General features: G+C 67.6%; 17 protein-coding genes. 3 read left to right on the top strand and 14 right to left on the bottom strand.

The window, feature by feature from the left end:
* On the top strand, nucleotides 1–1,836 hold the full coding sequence (eccE, locus tag ACV7NQ_RS06230) for a type VII secretion protein EccE (RefSeq protein ID WP_463358744.1): 1,836 nt from the start codon (nucleotides 1–3) through the stop codon (nucleotides 1,834–1,836).
* Between the two features lie 130 nt (nucleotides 1,837–1,966).
* Here eccE and ACV7NQ_RS06225 read toward each other — a convergent pair whose 3' ends face one another.
* From ACV7NQ_RS06225 to ACV7NQ_RS06160, 14 genes are all read right to left on the bottom strand, one after another.
* On the bottom strand, nucleotides 1,967–2,296 hold the full coding sequence (locus ACV7NQ_RS06225; RefSeq protein ID WP_463358743.1) for a WXG100 family type VII secretion target: 330 nt from the start codon (nucleotides 2,294–2,296) through the stop codon (nucleotides 1,967–1,969).
* 46 nt (nucleotides 2,297–2,342) lie between these two features.
* Complete coding sequence (locus ACV7NQ_RS06220) at nucleotides 2,343–2,684, bottom strand: WXG100 family type VII secretion target (protein WP_463358742.1); 342 nt, start codon at nucleotides 2,682–2,684, stop codon at nucleotides 2,343–2,345.
* Between the two features lie 100 nt (nucleotides 2,685–2,784).
* Entirely contained in the window at nucleotides 2,785–3,570 is a 786-nt protein-coding gene (locus ACV7NQ_RS06215; protein ID WP_463358741.1) for an ESX secretion-associated protein EspG, read from the bottom strand.
* Nucleotides 3,567–4,631 (bottom strand): PPE domain-containing protein, encoded by a 1,065-nt coding sequence (locus tag ACV7NQ_RS06210; RefSeq protein WP_463358740.1) that lies wholly within the window; start codon nucleotides 4,629–4,631, stop codon nucleotides 3,567–3,569. Before ACV7NQ_RS06210 ends, ACV7NQ_RS06215 begins: the two co-directional genes overlap by 4 nt.
* A 50-nt stretch (nucleotides 4,632–4,681) precedes the next feature.
* Nucleotides 4,682–4,987, bottom strand: a complete 306-nt coding sequence (locus ACV7NQ_RS06205) for a PE domain-containing protein (RefSeq protein ID WP_463358739.1) — start codon at nucleotides 4,985–4,987, stop codon at nucleotides 4,682–4,684.
* 12 nt (nucleotides 4,988–4,999) lie between these two features.
* Entirely contained in the window at nucleotides 5,000–6,331 is a 1,332-nt protein-coding gene (locus tag ACV7NQ_RS06200) for a hypothetical protein (RefSeq protein WP_463358738.1), read from the bottom strand.
* Nucleotides 6,328–6,654: a type VII secretion target gene (locus ACV7NQ_RS06195; protein WP_463358737.1), complete on the bottom strand. Its 327-nt coding sequence runs from the start codon at nucleotides 6,652–6,654 to the stop codon at nucleotides 6,328–6,330. The genes ACV7NQ_RS06200 and ACV7NQ_RS06195 overlap by 4 nt, the downstream gene beginning before the upstream one ends.
* Before the next feature lie 100 nt (nucleotides 6,655–6,754).
* Nucleotides 6,755–7,057 (bottom strand): YbaB/EbfC family nucleoid-associated protein, encoded by a 303-nt coding sequence (locus ACV7NQ_RS06190; protein WP_463358736.1) that lies wholly within the window; start codon nucleotides 7,055–7,057, stop codon nucleotides 6,755–6,757.
* Nucleotides 7,054–7,569, bottom strand: coding sequence for a hypothetical protein (locus ACV7NQ_RS06185; RefSeq protein WP_463358735.1), 516 nt, complete (start codon nucleotides 7,567–7,569; stop codon nucleotides 7,054–7,056). Before ACV7NQ_RS06185 ends, ACV7NQ_RS06190 begins: the two co-directional genes overlap by 4 nt.
* Nucleotides 7,562–8,344, bottom strand: coding sequence for an ESX secretion-associated protein EspG (locus ACV7NQ_RS06180; RefSeq protein ID WP_463358734.1), 783 nt, complete (start codon nucleotides 8,342–8,344; stop codon nucleotides 7,562–7,564). The genes ACV7NQ_RS06185 and ACV7NQ_RS06180 overlap by 8 nt, the downstream gene beginning before the upstream one ends.
* Nucleotides 8,341–9,993: a hypothetical protein gene (locus tag ACV7NQ_RS06175; RefSeq protein WP_463358733.1), complete on the bottom strand. Its 1,653-nt coding sequence runs from the start codon at nucleotides 9,991–9,993 to the stop codon at nucleotides 8,341–8,343. Before ACV7NQ_RS06175 ends, ACV7NQ_RS06180 begins: the two co-directional genes overlap by 4 nt.
* Before the next feature lie 49 nt (nucleotides 9,994–10,042).
* Nucleotides 10,043–10,945, bottom strand: a complete 903-nt coding sequence (locus ACV7NQ_RS06170; RefSeq protein WP_463358732.1) for a YbaB/EbfC family nucleoid-associated protein — start codon at nucleotides 10,943–10,945, stop codon at nucleotides 10,043–10,045.
* Between the two features lie 52 nt (nucleotides 10,946–10,997).
* Nucleotides 10,998–11,816: an ESX secretion-associated protein EspG gene (locus ACV7NQ_RS06165; RefSeq protein ID WP_463358731.1), complete on the bottom strand. Its 819-nt coding sequence runs from the start codon at nucleotides 11,814–11,816 to the stop codon at nucleotides 10,998–11,000.
* The gene (locus ACV7NQ_RS06160; protein WP_463358730.1) at nucleotides 11,817–13,727 is read right to left on the bottom strand and encodes a hypothetical protein; all 1,911 of its coding nucleotides are present in this window, start codon (nucleotides 13,725–13,727) and stop codon (nucleotides 11,817–11,819) included.
* A 503-nt stretch (nucleotides 13,728–14,230) separates the two neighbouring features.
* On the opposite strand from ACV7NQ_RS06160, the gene ACV7NQ_RS06155 reads away from it, so the two are divergent.
* Both ACV7NQ_RS06155 and ACV7NQ_RS06150 read left to right on the top strand, forming a co-directional pair.
* Entirely contained in the window at nucleotides 14,231–16,324 is a 2,094-nt protein-coding gene (locus ACV7NQ_RS06155) for a WXG100 family type VII secretion target (RefSeq protein ID WP_463358729.1), read from the top strand.
* 51 nt (nucleotides 16,325–16,375) lie between these two features.
* Nucleotides 16,376–17,455, top strand: coding sequence for a glycosyltransferase (locus ACV7NQ_RS06150; protein WP_463358728.1), 1,080 nt, complete (start codon nucleotides 16,376–16,378; stop codon nucleotides 17,453–17,455).
* The last annotated feature ends 247 nt before the right edge of the window (nucleotides 17,456–17,702 follow it).

Genomic DNA, 17,702 nt, shown 5'->3' with positions numbered 1-17,702 from the left:
ATGAGTGACGTTGCCGCCGGACCGGTGCGTGCCGGGCACAAGAAGACCGCCGATCCGGAAAGCGTCGCGGTGACGGAAAGAGCCGTCGGGGACGAAAGCGCCGTCGGGGACGAAAGCGCGCAGGATATTCCGGAGGTCGCGGCGATCCCGCCGCTGGGCGTGGGCCCGCGCGGGCCGTTCGCGCGATTTCCGTTGCCGGAGGTGCTGTCCGCGGCTCTGGTCGGCGCGACCGCCGGGACGACGGCCGTCGCCTTTCATTCACCGCTCGAAGTGGCACTCGGAGTCGGCTCCGGAATTGCGGTGCTCGGCGCGATCCGAATTCGCGAGCGAAATATTTGGCGAATTCTGGAAATGCGGGTCGCACTCCGGTTGCGGAGTCGGCGCACCGGTGATAGCGCCGCGGCGGCCGAGCCGTTCGATGTGCCGGTGCCGGATTCCGGGGGCGAGCGCTGCGGCATGCGCTGGGATGGGCGTCATCTGGTCACCATGCTGGAGGTCGAGCGCGCCAATGTGGCGCCCACTTTGCTGCGCCCGGAGGAAATCCGCACGGACGACGCCGTGCCGCTGGCCGAGGCGGCGCGATGCCTGTCCCAGTTCGATATTCGCCTCGCCGCCATCGACGTCGTCACGCTCGGTGTGCGCACCCGCGGCGAGCACGAGGTGATCCAGCTGTACGAGCAGCTGCTGGGCCCGCTGCCCGCCTCGACCTCGCGCACGGTCTGCCTGGTGCTGCGCTTCGATCCGGTGGACAATGCCGAGGCGATCGAGAGCCGCGGCGGCGGTCACGAGGGCACCCTGCGCACGATGGTGGTCGCCACGCGGCGCGTCGCGAGCCGGTTGGCCACGCGCGGGGTGCGGGTGCGGGCCCTGACCGCGGCCGAACTCACCGCGGCGGAGGCCGGGATGCTGTACGGCACACCGGTGGGTGAGTGGTCGGAGCGATGGAACGCGGTGCAGCACAACGATATCGAACTTGCCGGATACGCCGTTTGGCCGCACCGGCTGAATTCCGAAGTGCTGGCGGGGATCTGGTCGGTGCCCGGAATGTCCACCCTGCTGCGCCTGCGGCTGACCCCGGCCCCCCGAACGCGGACGCCCGGCCGGGACGGCGGCGACGTGGCGGTGACCGCGCTGGTGCGGCACGACACCGTCGCGGGTGCACGGGACGAACAGCGAAAGATGCTGCAGGAGCTCGGATTACGGCCGTTGACGGGCCAGCAGCGCCGGGTCGTGCTGGAGGGCGGATTCGTCGCGCCGTCCGGGGCCGCCTACGGCCCGCCCGCAGCGCTGGCCGGTCTGGCCGTGCCCGCCGGGGGATGCGGGCAGGTGATCGGCGCGACCGATGACGGATTCGGTGTCGCGGTACCGCTGTTCGGGCCGTCGGTGCGGCGGGTCGAGATCGTGGGCAGCCTGCACCTGATCCAGCAGATGACCCTGCGCGCGGTCGCGGTAGGCGCGCGGGTGATCGTGCACAGCGCGCGCGCGGAGGCGTGGCTGGAGCTGGCCGCGCTGGTCGGCGTGCCGGAGGCGCTGTCGGTGACTCAGCCCGGCGGCGGCGCGCAGCACACCGCGGCGGCCACGATGATCGTGTACGACGGAATCGGTTCGGCCGGACAGGTTTCGGAGGCGACGGTGGTGCACGTCCGGGAGACGGGCAAGGCGACCGCCGCCATCCTGGATGCCGATGTGGTCCTGGTCGAATCCGCGGAGCAGCGCGGCCGGGTGCATATCCGCACCGAGGGCGGCGATGTGGAGGTGCGGGTGGTGTCGATTCCGGAGGAGCAGCGGTATCTGGAGGGTGCGGTGCGGTATCGGGAGGCGCTGCAGCCCGCTTGAGGCGGGAACGGGACTGCCGCGGAGATCGGAAACGACGTCAGGCCCGTCGCCGGGTGGCGACGGGCCTGACGACTTTGGGGCGAGCCGACCCGTCGCGTGGTTGTGGCGACCGACCGGCGAATCGTCCGGCTTACTCGTACTGGGAAAAGGAGTTCTGTACACCTCGGTCGGCGGCCTGCGCGTTCGCGAGGGCCGTGTCGACCGCCTTGGACAGCGTATTGAGCAGGCCTATCGCGGTGTCCTTGCTGGTGTCCCCATCCGGGCCGAAGGCCTTATCCCATTTGCTCACCGCGGTCTGGAATGCGGTCAGACCCGCGTTGCCCTGCCATGCGGTGGCAAGGTTTTTTGCCGCGGTGTGAAAATCATTGGATTCGCTTCCGAGGTCTGTCGCGAATTTAGAGAGCGAGCCGGACAGATCGGTCAGCACACTTTCTTCATACTTCATGAAGTCGGATGACATGATGATTCCCTTTTGTCGAGGTATAGGTTCGCGCGGTTGACTTTTATTAGGCGCGCAGCGATGTATAGGCAGACGATGCGTTGGATTCCGCATTAGCCAAGGAGCTCAAGGCCTGTTGGTTGTCGTTTTCCAGATTATTGTAATTCGTGTTGCCGTCGCCGACGAGCGTGTGAATGTCGTCGAGAATGCTATTCAGCGTCGCGGCCTTGGTGTCCCAGGCGCTGGCGGCGCTCTGGCAGGCCTGGAATGCGGTACCCTTCCAGCCCCCCTCGGCCCCGTCGACGGCGGTGGTCACCTGCTTGATCTTGGCCTGCAGGGCGGCCACGACGTTGGCCATCTGGGTCTTCGCGCTTGCCGCTTGGGTAAAATCACTCTGTACGGATGCCATTACGACTCCACCTTCTGTTTTCGAGTTATTCCGGATGATTGATCACCGGGATCGTTCACTATGTGGTGCGGCCGTTCGGGGACGGCCGGGAAGCGACAGGTTAAGGCATCCACCTGCCTTCCGGCAGTGCCTCGACGAGCGCGGCGATCGCCTGCGCCAGCCGTCGGTCGCCGCCCGGGGCGAGGGTGGTCCAGGCCTGTCCGTCGGCGGCGACGCTGCCGCTTCCGATGATTCGCCCGGACGGGGTGTCGTAGACGGCGGCGCTGGCGGCGGTGCGGACCGCGCGGCCGTCGCGGTGGCTGTAGAGGACCAGTTCGGCTACCGAATAGCAGTGCCGCAGAGCGAGTCCGAGGGTGACGGCGTCGGACTCGGACATGCCCAGGCGGTAGGCGGTGTCCGTGTAGTCGGCGTCGTCGGCGTCGAACCGTTCCTGCAACTCGGCGGTCGGGACGCGCAGGGCCGGGAGGTCTGCGGGCGGGCACGGACCGAGGGCGGTCAGCAACGGGCGCGCCAGCGTCTCGGGGTCCTCCTCGCCCCACACGGCGCTGACCTCCAGATCGTCGCCGATGCGGACCACCAAGGCATGGTCCAGGCCCCTGCGGGTCAGGCAGATCCGAATCAGGGCGCCGTCGCGCCGGATTCGCATCACCAGCTCACGGTCCGGGCGGGACAGGGCGAACAGGGCGGTGGTCAGCTCGTCGTCCAGGACGTGCCCCGCGTCGTCGAGTACGCCGCGTTCGCGCAGCGTGGTCGCGGTGGCCGCGCGGGCGGCGGCGAGCTGCCCGTGGTCGGTGTGGCTCGGGCGCAATGCCAGCACGGCGGGGAAGGTCTGAACGCCGAGTGATGCTGCGATGGTGAGCATTCCGTCGCTGGTGAGTGCTGTCATCGGCGTTCGGCCTCCTGCGCCTCCGGATCCGGCGTCAGGTGGACCCGCTGTTCAGGCTGAGTCGCGCCCCGGCCCAATACCGCTGGGGTGGTGGCGAATCCGGCATCGATCGCGATCTGGTCGCCGAGACCGCCGGCGTCGGCGGCTCGAGCGGTCGGCGGTTCGGTATTCGTCGCGGCCGTTGTCGTCGGAGCCGTTGCGGTCATGGGCGCCGGGGATGCCATGGGCGGCGGTGGGCCGGCTGCCGTCATCGGTTGGACGGCCGCCATCGGTTGCGCGATGGCCGTCATCGGCGCCATCGTGGTCATCGCCGGTGTGACAGGCGGCATGAGCATCGAGTCCACGCCCACCGGGACGGTCGGCGTCACGTTCAGCGAGGACAGATCCACCTGCGGCATAGGGAGTTGCAGCGCGGGCTGTTCCACCGAGGCGGCGTTCGCGGGCGGGCCCTGGGGCTGCCCATCGGACCGGCCCGGGGACTGCTCGGTGAGCAGATTCGCACCGTCCGACACGTCGGGCGCGTGCTGCTGCTGCCACACGTGGGCCATTTTCTCGCTGGCCGCCTCGTAGGTGCGCATGACCTGCGCGGCCTGTTCACGCATGTCATCGAGTTGCTGCTCGGCCGTGTCGAGCAGTCCGGCCAGCGGTGCGCCGAGCACGCTGCCGTGGAGCATGGCTTGGGCGGTCCGCACGGCCTGGGTCACCTCGGCGACGTGCGGCATGGCGACCTGGGCGATCTCGTAGGACGTCGCCTGATGGGCGGCGGTCTCGGCGTTCTGCCGTGCCGCCGTGGCTATCTCGTCGAACCAGTCTGCCAGCCCGCGCATCTGTGCGATGCCGTCCTCGCTGGACTTCGAGCCCCAGGCGTCGCCGATCACCGACAGGATGGAGCGGAATTCCGCGGCGGCCCCACCCAGTCCCGCGCTCAGCCCGCTGTATGCCAGGCCGGTCTCGGCCACCGGGGCCGCGCCCGGTCCCATGGTCAGCTCGTGGGCCAGTTGCTCGGGCGGGACGGCGTCCCATACCGCGCCGGTGAATCCCGGATGCTGCGGTTCGACCATGTCCTCATTCCTCCTCTCGCGGTGCGCGGCGGCCGGGGTGGGCGCGGGTATCAGGCCAGGGGGCGGAAGAAGTCGGCGGAGTCGCCCTCGGTGCTCTCGTGCAGGTCGGCGTGCGTGCGCAGGTTCGCGGCGATCTTGCGTAGCTCGTGCACGCCGCTCAGATACGACTGGCGGAACATGACGCCGACGTTGCCGAGGGTCTGCGAGGTGCGGTTCGATACCGGGTCCAGGGCCGGGGCGGCCGGGTGCAGCGCGTGCTCGGAGTCGTTCATCTGCCCCTCGAGCGAATCGGCGAGCGTGTCCAGGCGGCCGGCCGCGAGTCTGGCCAGGCCGTGATCGAAAGCTACGTGGCTCATGGGTTTCTCCTGTCAGAGACTGAACGGGGTGTCGGGGCCGCTGCCGGTGACGAGCGCGCCGATGACGGGGGCGGCGACGTCGCCGGGCGCGTCGCCGACGAGCTCGTCGCCGTGATGGGCGTTGATCAGCGATTCGGGGGTACTGGAGGTGCCGCTCCGGCCCGCTCCTGCCATGACTCCGGCCGCCGGGACCATCGGGGGAATCATCGTCGCCTCCTCGGTTTGGGTGGCGTCGGCGACGCTGCCGCCGAACGGTAGCGCGGTGAATTCCGACGACTGCGTGGCCGTGGTCGCGATGCCCTCCTGCTGCCACTGGCTCAGCGGCGTCGAGGAGGCGACATTCGTTGCCGCGCCGCTGTATCCGGTCGTGCCGCGCAGCGGCGTGGACAGGGCCGTCCGGGCGGCGACCGAACGCCCTGTGGCGGCGGGGGCCGGGGTGAGCCGCTGACCGATCTGCTGTGCGGCGGACTGCAGCGGCTGCACCACCCCCTGCAGCGCCGACAGCAGTTGCGGCAGTTGCGACTGCGTGCTCGAGGTGCTGCCGGTGGTGCCCGCGCCCGAGCCGGCGGTGGTCGACGTGCCCGTGGTCGAGGTGCCGCCGGAGGGCGTCGCGGCCTTCAACGACGAGAGCTTGGGTTTGCACGTGGGCTTGACCCGGGTGCCCGTCGAGACCATCTTCGCGGTGTGCCCGGCCAGCTCCGCCTTGGTCTTGGCGGTGATCGCCGTCGCCTCGGCGCCGGTCTCCAGCGCGGTGGCAAGCAGCGCCGCCTGACCGGGCGGGGTGACCAGGGTGGGGCCCAGCGCCGCGGCGGTGATCGCGAATTTGGCTGCCACCGCGGCCATCTGGGCGTATCCGGTCGCGACCGTGACGGACGCGGCGCCCATCGTGGTGTGCATATCCAGGGCCTGGCCGCCCACCGCCGCCGACGTGCCCTGGGTCGCCACGGCCGAGGAGGTGGCCGCCTGTGTTCCGGCGCTTTGCATCGTCTGTAGCAGCGAGATGCCCTGCTGAGCAAACTGTGTCGCAGTCTGGATCGCCTGCATCACATTCTGCAGCAGGGTCTGCGGGTTGAGCGCGCCGGCCGCGCCCAGTTGTCCGTTGCCGAAGCCGCCGAACAGGTCGGTGATCGGCTTGACCAGTGCGGCCGGATCCAGCGGCGGTAGTACGGGGGCACCGGGGAACACCGGCAGGGCGGCGGGCACCTGCGGCAGCGCGGGCAGTCCCATGCCGTCCAAAACCTGGGCGGCGGGCAGGTTCGCCAGCGGTGCGGCGGGGGTGTTCCGCAGGGCGTCCAGGACGGTCGGATGCAGCGGCGCCGTCAGGGGCTCGGCGACGGGAATCACTGCTGCGCAATCGTTGTCGTCGCACCGAAGGTGTCGACGCTGCGCTGCTCGTGCTGCTCGTATAGGGCAGCGGACCCGTGCGCGGCGGCCGCGGTGGTGGCGTAGTTGTCGACCAGATCCGCCACCGCGGCAAAGTGATTGGCCTGGGCGTAGGCGAAACCAGCTAGGAATTCCTGGCCGATCAGGCCGAAGATCGGCACCGCGGCGGTCACGCTGGCAGCCTGGTCCACGGCGCCGGCGGCGGCCACCGTCGTGGCCATTCCCGCGGAGATATCGCCGTACTGCCGGAACGTCTGGGGCCGCACGTTGATACCGTCAGCCATGGTGCCCTCCTAGTGATCAGCAATATGCCTGCTACGCAGGACATTTGCTATGAATGGTAATGAGGGCGCGAGGTTGGGCAAGCCAGCGTAAGTGCGAAAGTCAATTGTTCACCTGTTCGTTGAATTCGGTGATCAGCATGCCGCGCCGGGCGAGGGCCTGTTGCGCGGCTGCTGCTGCCGTGTCGAGCACCGCGCGCTCGAACTCGGCGGGGGATAGACGCGAAATATCCTCGGAAAGCAGGATATCCAGCAGTCGAGCGGAGCCGTCGACGATCACGGTCACCGCCCCCTTCGCGCCGGTATGCTGGATCTTGACGGCGGCCAGGTCATCCGCGAGCTGCCGCATGCGATCCAGTCGGGCGCGGGCGGAATCCTGGAGCGCGGCGAAATCATCGACCGTCACCAGATGCTCCCGTCGGGCTCCATCAGGCTGCGCGGTTCGTAGTCGTGGACGACCTCGTCGGCCAGTTCCATGGTCTCCACCTCCTCCTGGGTGGGCAGGCCCAGCAGCTCCAGCGCGTTGGCCGGGATGCCGAGATCGGCGAGGTAGGAGCGGCGGGTTAGGCCCGCGCGGGCTGCGGCGAGGCGGCACAGGCGCAGTAGGTCGTCGCCGACATCCTGCGGATCGCGCCGGAGCTGGCCGGCGGTGACGCGGAGCGCGACCGGGATACCGGAATCGGTTGCGGACAGCTGAATCTCCCCGCCGCGCAGCGACGCCTGGCCGACGGAGTAGGTGGCGAACTCGGGTTCGTCCCGATGCGTCGCGAATTCGGCGGTGGTCTGGTCGGGTCCGGTCGCGGTGGCCTCGGTGGCCGGGCCGTCGGGATCGCTGCCGGTGTAGACGCCGTCGTGAATGATGCCACCGACCGGTGGGACTCCGGCGTCCGGGTCCGCGTCCCAGGATGAGTCAGGCACAGCGCTCGTCCTCCAGTGTCTGTACGACCTTGGCGATATCGGCGGCGATCAGGGCCGCGAGCCGATGCCGGTCCACTGGCACCGCGATCGGGTCGTACGTCTCGGGGACGGCGTAGCGGCCGACGCCGATGAGATCCCGCAGGCCGATGCGATACGTGGTGATCCCGCGGGAACCGTAAATCGAACTGCCCTGGGCCGTTTCGATCGAGCCGGCGAGCGCGACCGGATGCTCGAGCCAGGCCGCGCTGCGGCGGTCGGCATCCAGATAGTCGGCGCTGGCGAGGGATCTGCCGTGGTGGTATTCGGTATGGCCGCGGTCCCGGGTCACCAGTGGGATGTCCGGGCCCTCGGCGGCCGGACACTGCGGCAGTGCCCCGACCACCGCACCGGCCAGGCGTTCGGCGTCGCCCATGGTGATCACAAATCCTCCACTGTGCCAGACGGTTTCGCCGGGCTGCTGGCGGATCAGCACTGCCGACGCGCCCTGGCGGGCGCCGAGCACGCGCACCCGGGTGACGGGATCCTGCTGATCGCGCGGATCGGTGAGGTGCGCGCGCACCCGGACATCGGCCTGCGCCACCCGGCTCAGGGCATCGTTCAGGGCGCCGTCGTCCCGGGTGCGCAGTCCCTCCCATGCCTCGGTGGCCAGGCGCTCCCAGCCGTCGAGATTCCCGCCCCGCTGCAGCGCGAACAGCGGGTGTGGCAGCCGGTCGCGGAACAGCCTGTCCCACAGCACGATCAGTTCGACATCCGTGAGGGTCCAGGACACGCTCATCGCTCGAGCACCGGACGCACGATGCGGCCCATCGTGCCCATCGCCCCGTCGAGATGTTCGGTGGAATTGAGGATGTCGAGGCGCTTGCGCTCCTTCTCCTCGTCCTTCTTGCTGCGCCCGCCGCCCATCGGGAAGCCGGGTTCGCGGCCCTCCTCCTCGGCGAGCCCGGCCTTCGGGAGCTCCTCCTCGGGCGGCATGCTGGAGCGGGGGAACAGCTTCGACTCCTGTGCCAGCTCCCGCTCGGCCGCGGCGAGCCCGCGGCCGAATCCCTTGCCCAGGCTGCTACCCAGGCCGCCACCTAGACCTCTGCCCGGGGTGCCGGTTCCGGTGGGGAGCGAGGACAGTGGCGTTACGAGGGGCGTGGCCCCCAGGGGGTTCGACGGGTTGGTCAGATCCTTGGCGAGATTCTGCGCTGGGTCGGTGACCGAGGATAGCGGGTCCGAGGTGGAACCCGTTGTGCCGGTGGATGTATCGGTTCCTGTCGAGGTATCGGTGCCGGTGCTCGTGCTTGCGCCGGTGCTGGTGTCGGTGCCGGTGGAGGTGCCGGTGCCGGTGCTGGTCGAGGTGCCGGTGCTGGAGGTGTCGCCGGACGTGTTGCCGTTCGTACCGGTCTGACTGTCTGTGGTGCTGGCGCCGGTCGTGGCGCCGGTCGTACCCGAACCGCTCGTCGAGTTGGTTCCCGTGCTGGTGACCTGGTTGGGCTGCGGCAGTGCGACGATCTGGGTGGCGGTGTTCAGGAAATTGGTGGTGTAGTTGGTCGTGAAGTTGCCTTGGAGTTCGAGCAGCTTGGCCTGGACCTCATCCGCGTTCGTGGAGTAGCTGCTCGGATCCTGTGTGGGCGGTGTCGCGCTGGTCTTGGTCTGTCCCAGCCAGCCGGAAGCGGTCACCAGGCTCTGGCCGATCTGGTTCATACCGCTGGTGAGCGCCTTGGAGGCGCCCACGTATTGCGTGGTGGCCGTGATGGCGGCCGTGGCGCCCTGCCCGGTCCACTGGTCCGATGCCGCCGAGATGTTGTCCTGCAGGGTGGTGAAATCCTGGTCCAGCTGGCCCGAGAGCCAATACCAGATTCCGCCGGCGTTAGCCACGGCCTGCGCGTTGATCGACTGCCCGGCGGTCCAGAGCTGGCCCCAGCTGAGTTGTGATCCGCTCTCGGGGCTCCCGAAGATCCACGGCACGTACGTCCCCGACGACGAGTTCGTCGTGCTCGAACCCGTGGGTATCGTCTGCGGCTGCGGGGATCCAGTCGGCGCGCTTCCGGAGCCGTAGGTGTCGAACGAGATGTTGTCGAACATTGTCGTGTTGTTGTGCTCGGCCGTGTTGTACGCCTTTCCCGCCGCGACGAAGGTGTTGCCCATATCGGTGAGGATGTTGCGGTGCTGGTCCATTCGCTGCAGCAACGTGCCGGTCCACTGCGCTTGATACGTCCCCTGCAGGCTCTGACCGGAGTTGTCGGGTGTGGTGGCGATGACCGGGGCGGCTTCGGCGAAATGATCTGTAATCCAGGTGTGCACCCCCGACACGGCATTGAGCATGGTCTCGACGTGCTGGGCGCACTTCTCCGCGATGCCGGATTCGAGCATCAGGTCGCCGCTACCGGCCAGGCCCGACCAGTTCGTATTGTCCGAGATATTGGGATTCGTTGGTGCCACCGTGATTCTCCCATGTGAGCTTGTTACCGCGTGTCACTTATGTTGCGACTCACCGTAACTGGTTGCGAAGATTATCCAGCCCCGCCAATGTCGCTGCAATGCCCGGAAACTGGGAACGGTCATAGGACACGGGCGTGAACAGTGCGGTGGCCCGCCGAGCCACTTCGGCCACCGCTTGCCGGGACGCCTCCACGATGGCCTCGGCGATCTCGTCGTAGTCCAGATCGCTGATGCCGGAGGAGAATCGGATGTCGATGAGGATGCCGTCCGCGTTCACCGTGACCGCGACGCGGCGGCGTTCGGCGGTGCCGGTCGCGATGAGCAGGGCGCGCGCCTTCTGCAGGCGGACGATGTCGGCCATGCCGCCTGGCGGCGCGGGTTCGGGATTCGTCAGTGCGCCATCGGTTCCGGGGGCATCCGACGTCGACTCGCCAGGCGAGGGCATCCTCGCGCCGGTCGACGGCACGCCCTCGCCGAGCGGCGTCGTTGGCATTTCGGGCGGTGTGACATGCTGGACGGCCGACAGCTCGCCCGGCGGTGACGTGCGTTCGCTGGGCGGGGTCAGCAGAGCCGGAGGGGGGATGGGGATTTCGACCGGAGTTAGTCCGCTGAGCATTTCGTCCGGTTTGGGCAGCCGCGCGAGTTTGTCTCGCAGCGGCGCCATGATCTCCTCGGCGCGGCGCTTGACCTCGGCCCCCGCGGCCTGGGCGGCCTGGACGGTGGACCGGGCGATCCGGGCGTAGCCGAGGTCTTCGACGTCGTCGGCGAAGTCGATCCTCGCGACGGTTCCGGAGCCGTCGGCCACGACGCTGATGCGCCCGCGCTCGGCGGTGGCCGTCACGGTCAGCGCCTGGCATCGGCCGCGGGCGTCGGCCAGGCCCGTGATGACCTCGTGAATGCCGTCCAGGACCTCGGCGGTATCGGCGGCCAGCCGGGTACTGCGCTGTATCACAGTGCCTCCCAATCCCTGTCGACGCGACGCTATCCGGATGAACAGTGGGCGTTCACCACTCGTCGTAGACGCTCTCCCGGGCGACGCCGCGCCGCGACTCGTCCTGACCGACGAGCAGTAGCTCGCCGCACTCCTTGTCGATGCGGCCGCGCAGATTGTCGGAGTCGGCCGCGATCGCCGCCATCGGCGACTCCAGATCGATGAGGTAGCAGCCGTCTCCGGGATGTTCCTCCCAGAAGATGTGCTTGGTGACCTTGCCGCGCGGGCCGAACCTGGAACGGCCCTGGGTGATCTGGATGCTGCCCGCGCGCGATTTCGGCGCGGCCTGCCAATTCTTGCTCTGCGAGTCGACGGTGTCTCCGTCGTCGTAGAGGCCGCTGTTTCCGCCGCGGGTCCAGTGGTCGGCTGTGTCCTGCTGGTTGTAGCTGAGCAGTGCGACCCGGGGCTGGGAGCCCGGAGTCATGGGCGGCAGGCGGTCCACCAGCACGCGGGTCATGGCGGCGGCATCGCAGAGGGTTATCTCGAATTCGTCGTGGCTGTACACGGATTTCGGGTTGAAGCCCTGGATCACGACCGCGCGATCGCCGAACCGCTTGGCCACCAGCACATCCCGGGTGGCGTTGCCGTTGCGAGCGCCGAAAACCTGTGCGATGAGCTTGACATCGGGGTCCAGCGATTGCACTACCGCCTCGGCGATGTCGGGATCCCATTTCGTTTGCAGCTCGCCCCAGGCGCGGGCCTTGACGAACTGAAGGTCGTAGACGTTGGCGGCCGTGGTGACCGTCCGGAACGGCCAGCTGTTCGGGCGGCCCAGCAGTCGCTCACGCAGCGTGAGGTATTCCAGACCGGACAGCTGCCAGGTGCGTTCCACTTACTGTTCCTCCTGTACCTGCACACCGGTGGCGTCGAGCTGAATCCGGCGTTCGGCGGCCGGGCCGTTGCGCGTGGTGATCGTGAGGTTCGGTTCGGCATCCGGCGTATAGCCCTGCGGTCCCCAATGGGCCGCTACACCGGCGCGCGGGGACAGCGTCAGATCCAGCTCGTGCGGGCCGGTGAACTGGTCCTCGAACTGCGTCAGCTCCGAGCGGACGTGCTCGGCGGCATCGTGCAGGGCCTGCTTCACGGTCATCGCCCCGTTCTGCACGGCCGTCGCCAGCGCCTGCAGGCCCGGCCCGAGCCCGCCGGCGAGCTGGCTGCCCAGCTGTTCGAGCAGCGGGATGCCCGAGGCGAGCAGTTGCAGTGCCTCGCCGAACAGGGTGAGCAGGTTCGAGGCGTCCATTCCGCTGGCGCCGGTCGCGGAGCTGGTGGAGCCGCCGGTGCCCGCGCCGGCGCCGGTACCCGATCCCGTGCCGGATCCGGAGCTGTAGGTGCCTGCGCCGCCGCCGGAACCGGAACCGGAACCGGTGCCGGAGGTGCCTGCGCCGCCGCCGGAACCGGAACCGGAACCGGAACCGGAACCGGTGCCGGTGCTGGGGGTGCCTGCGTCGCCGCCGGAACCGGCGCCGGTGCCGGTGCCTGTGCTGGTGCCGGATCCTGTGCCTGAGCTGCCGCTGCCGCTGCTGCCCGAGCTGCCGCTGTTGTTGCCGCTGGCGCTGGTGGGGTTGTAGTTGTAGTCGCCGGACAGGTTGCCGCTGGCACCGTCGGCGCTGTTGGGGTCCAGGATGGAGGGGATCTGTTTGAGCAGGGCCTGCATGCCGTTGACGTAGCCCTGGTTGCTGGTGCTGGAATCACCACTGTCCCAGAAGGTATCGACCGTGTTCAGGGTGTACCCGCCGACATTCCAATACCAGTTCTTGTCACCCGAGGGAGCGGCGGTGATACCGGCCACGTCCATGTATTCCTTCAGGGGTTCGATTTCCCCCCACTTGGGCATGTGCTGCCAGACGAAATACAGGAACTCGTTGGTGTTGGCGATCGCGTTGAACATATCGGTCATGGACGTGGCCATGGTCTGAGCGGCACTGCCGTAACTGGTGACCGCGGACTGCGCGACCGAGGCCGCGGACCCTCCCCATCCATCGAACACGGGCCCCACACTGTTCTGGAAGGTCGTGACGCTGCGGGCCCACTGATTGGCCAGCGACTGCCACTGCCCGGCCAGGGTGCCGACCGTGCCGTTGTACTTGTCGATGATGTCGGCGATATTGGCGAAGTCGGGCAGATCGTTCCAGGACGAACTCGGCTCGGGCGCGACCTCGCTCTGGACCGCGGAGTCCATCGTGACCCCGCTGCCCGCCGCGGTCGCAAAGTGCGGGTTCGCACCCCAATACCCGCCGGTCCCCTGGACCGCACCGGACGTGTCCTGAGTCAGGTCGATATGCGATCCCGAGGACGGCGCATTGAACAAGTCCGCGTTAGCCACCTCGACCTGCTGATACGCCTTGGCCGCGGCGTTGAACGTGTCACCCATATCGGTGAGGATCTGCTGATGATTCCGCAGAGCCGTCACCAGCTCGGACGTCTTCCGATTGAAAACACCGAACAAAGCCCCCAGACTACCCACAGTGGTAGTCACATTCCACGGGACGGTTTCCTGCACCCCCTGGTAACTGGTGAACGTCACGGACCCTGTGTTGGTGATCGACAGATTCGTCGGCAACGACGTAATCCCCTGGACCGCAGTGATATACCCCAGCACATCACTCAGCAACACATGACACGCGTCAGCACCGGCCTTCAACACGCCGGGCTTCAACGTCAGATTCAGACCACCGCTATTGCCATTCGTCGCACTATCCAGCAAACCGGTCCAGTCGGTATCGTCCGTACCGCTGCCCGACATGACACTCCTACCAATCCACCAACCACTGCGGAGTACTCAATCACGGCAGGGTATCTCCCGGACCACGAGACGTCCGCGCCGATACCTGAAGTTCACTATCGGAGACGGCGCCGACTGCTCTCGGTAGTGGTGTGACAGAGGACTTTCCGGCCCGATACCGGGTCCGGCCACCACCGCCGCCGGAATCGGTCGCACCCCGCTCATAACGGCGAAATATATTGCCATGAAATAGAATTCAGCCAGCATGCCGCCGCGGAAGCGGCACCAAAGTGGCCGCGACTCGGCGCACGCCGGGAAGCGGGCGGGACGGCAGGCCCGCGGATACCGGCGTCAGCCGGAGTAGCCGGGATGTCATCTCGCCGATCAGTCTCGGTGAACAATTGGTATATAACGCAGATTTCGGCGACACTGAGCCCTGCCGACACCCGGAGGGCATGCTAGAAAAACCTCGAGGGCGTGCCAGAAACGCCCGGAACAGTGGTTGGTGGATTGGTAGGAGTGTCATGTCGGGCAGCGGTACGGACGATACCGACTGGACCGGTTTGCTGGATAGTGCGACGAATGGCAATAGCGGTGGTCTGAATCTGACGTTGAAGCCCGGCGTGTTGAAGGCCGGTGCTGACGCGTGTCATGTGTTGCTGAGTGATGTGCTGGGGTATATCACTGCGGTCCAGGGGATTACGTCGTTGCCGACGAATCTGTCGATCACCAACACAGGGTCCGTGACGTTCACCAGTTACCAGGGGGTGCAGGAAACCGTCCCGTGGAATGTGACTACCACTGTGGGTAGTCTGGGGGCTTTGTTCGGTGTTTTCAATCGGAAGACGTCCGAGCTGGTGACGGCTCTGCGGAATCATCAGCAGATCCTCACCGATATGGGTGACACGTTCAACGCCGCGGCCAAGGCGTATCAGCAGGTCGAGGTGGCTAACGCGGACTTGTTCAATGCGCCGTCCTCGGGATCGCATATCGACCTGACTCAGGACACGTCCGGTGCGGTCCAGGGGACCGGCGGGTATTGGGGTGCGAACCCGCACTTTGCGACCGCGGCGGGCAGCGGGGTCACGATGGACTCCGCGGTCCAGAGCGAGGTCGCGCCCGAGCCGAGTTCGTCCTGGAACGATCTGCCCGACTTCGCCAATATCGCCGACATCATCGACAAGTACAACGGCACGGTCGGCACCCTGGCCGGGCAGTGGCAGTCGCTGGCCAATCAGTGGGCCCGCAGCGTCACGACCTTCCAGAACAGTGTGGGGCCCGTGTTCGATGGATGGGGAGGGTCCGCGGCCTCGGTCGCGCAGTCCGCGGTCACCAGTTACGGCAGTGCCGCTCAGACCATGGCCACGTCCATGACCGATATGTTCAACGCGATCGCCAACACCAACGAGTTCCTGTATTTCGTCTGGCAGCACATGCCCAAGTGGGGGGAAATCGAACCCCTGAAGGAATACATGGACGTGGCCGGTATCACCGCCGCTCCCTCGGGTGACAAGAACTGGTATTGGAATGTCGGCGGGTACACCCTGAACACGGTCGATACCTTCTGGGACAGTGGTGATTCCAGCACCAGCAACCAGGGCTACGTCAACGGCATGCAGGCCCTGCTCAAACAGATCCCCTCCATCCTGGACCCCAACAGCGCCGACGGTGCCAGCGGCAACCTGTCCGGCGACTACAACTACAACCCCACCAGCGCCAGCGGCAACAACAGCGGCAGCTCGGGCAGCAGCGGCAGCGGCAGCTCAGGCACAGGATCCGGCACCAGCACAGGCACCGGCACCGGCGCCGGTTCCGGCGGCGACGCAGGCACCCCCAGCACCGGCACCGGTTCCGGTTCCGGTTCCGGTTCCGGTTCCGGCGGCGGCGCAGGCACCTCCGGCACCGGTTCCGGTTCCGGTTCCGGCGGCGGCGCAGGCACCTACAGCTCCGGCACCGGTTCCGGTTCCGGCGGCGCAGGCACCCCCAGCACCGGCACCGGTTCCGGTTCCGGCGGCGCAGGCACCTACAACACCGGAACCACCGGCCCGACGAGCTACACCAGCCCCTACTCAACATCTTCGGGGTCGAGCGGAACCGGCGCTCTGGCCAGCGGCGTCTCCGGATCGCTGGCGGCGCTGGAGAATATGCTGCAGGGCCTCGCCTCTGGTTCGCTGTTCGGTGCGTCCGGCCCGTTGGGCGCGTCCGGTCCGTGGGGCGCCACCGGTCCGTGGGGTGGGACCGGGGTCAGCGGTCCGTACGGATTCGACACGGCCACAGCCGGTCTCGGTGGTGGCGGCGGCGGTATCGGTTCGGATGTCTCCGGTCCGTCGGCGGGCGCTCTCGACGATTCCACACTGTTCCCCCGGGCGGTCGACAGCGCCGCGTCGGGCCCGGCGACGGTGACGACGTCCGAGGAAAGCCCTGCCCGGGCCGGCGTGGCGGAGAATTCGTCTTCGGCGATGGGCGGCTACCCGATGGGCGGCATGGGCGCCGGTCAGGGCGGTCAGGCCGGTCAGCAGAAGGAGCGCAAGCGCGCGCCCTATCTCGACGGTAAGGAGCATCTGGAGGAGGCCATCGGCGAGGACCCGCTGTCCGTGCGTCCCATTATCGAACGCTGATCCCCGGTGGCCCCGCAGCCCTGACCCCCGAGCCGAATGCGAGCCTGTCCCATGCGATTCCACGTCGTCAACCAGCCCAACACCGAGACCACCCAGTACTACCAGCCGTGCGCCTACACCCAGAAGAACCGGCGCTTCGCGACCATGATGACCAGGCTGGGCCACGAGGTGTATCTATACGGCGGCGAGGAGAACGACGCGGAGTGCACCGAATTCGTCACTATCGTGACCAAACAGGAGCAGGCGCGGTGGTTTGACAACCACGACCCGTACCAGGCGCTGGCCAATATGACCTGGGATCCGCGGGCCCCGCACTGGATGACCTCGAATGAGCGCGCCATCACCGAGATCGCCCAGCGCAGGAAGGATCGCGACTTCATCTGCGTGCTCGGCGGCACGTGTCAAAAGCCGCTGGCGCAAACCTTTCCGGAGATGATGACCGTCGAATACGGCATCGGCTACAGCGGCGTATTCGCCAACTACCGGGTCTTCGAGAGCTACGCCTGGATGCACTCGGTGTACGGTTCGCGAACTACAATCCCCGGGGTGATGAGCACGCGGGGCCGCTTCTATGACACCGTGATACCGAATTACTATGAGGTGGAGGACTTTCCGTTCTCCGCGGAGAAGGACGACTACTTCCTGTTCGTTGGCCGCCTGGTCGAGGCCAAGGGTATTCAGATCGCCATCGACACCTGTAAACGGCTGGGCGCCAAGCTTATTGTGGCGGGTGCGGGGCAGCCGCCCGCGCCGGAGGATGCCGAATACGTCGGCGTGGTCGATCATGTCCGCCGCGGTGAGCTGATGAGCCGCGCCCGCGGTGTGTTCGTGCCCTCGCTGTATCTGGAGCCGTTCGGGGGCGTGCACGCCGAGGCGATGCTGTGCGGCACGCCCGTAATCACAACGGACTGGGGGGTTTTCACCGAGACGGTGCAGCAGGGTGTGCAAGGCTTCCGTTGCCACGATCTGCGCGAGTTCTGCGATGCCGCCGAATCCGTGGACAAGCTCGACTATCGGGGCATCCGCGAGTACGCGATCTCCCGCTTCTCCACAGATGTCGTCGGCCCCCAGTACGAGGCGTACTTCGAGCGACTGGAAACCCTGTGGGGCGAAGGATGGTACGCCGCCTGATGAGATTTTACCCGACCACCATGATGCCGCCGTCGCGAGCGCTCGCACGACAGAACCGGCCACCCCCACTCGATCGGCGGTGCGCGCGGGCGACATATGTCAGGGGGCCGATACTGTGCGCGCCACCGGCTCTCGCCAGCCCGAGCCTGCTTCCAGGCCGGAATTCCCGTGGTCGGCATGGCGGATCGGAGGGGTGGGCCGATGCGCATCCACCCGATGCTCGTGCCGCCCCGGCGATCCGGCACCG

It is taken from the genome of Nocardia sp. Tas62D01 (genome assembly GCF_055232035.1).
This window is presented reverse-complemented; position numbering and strand designations above follow the sequence as displayed.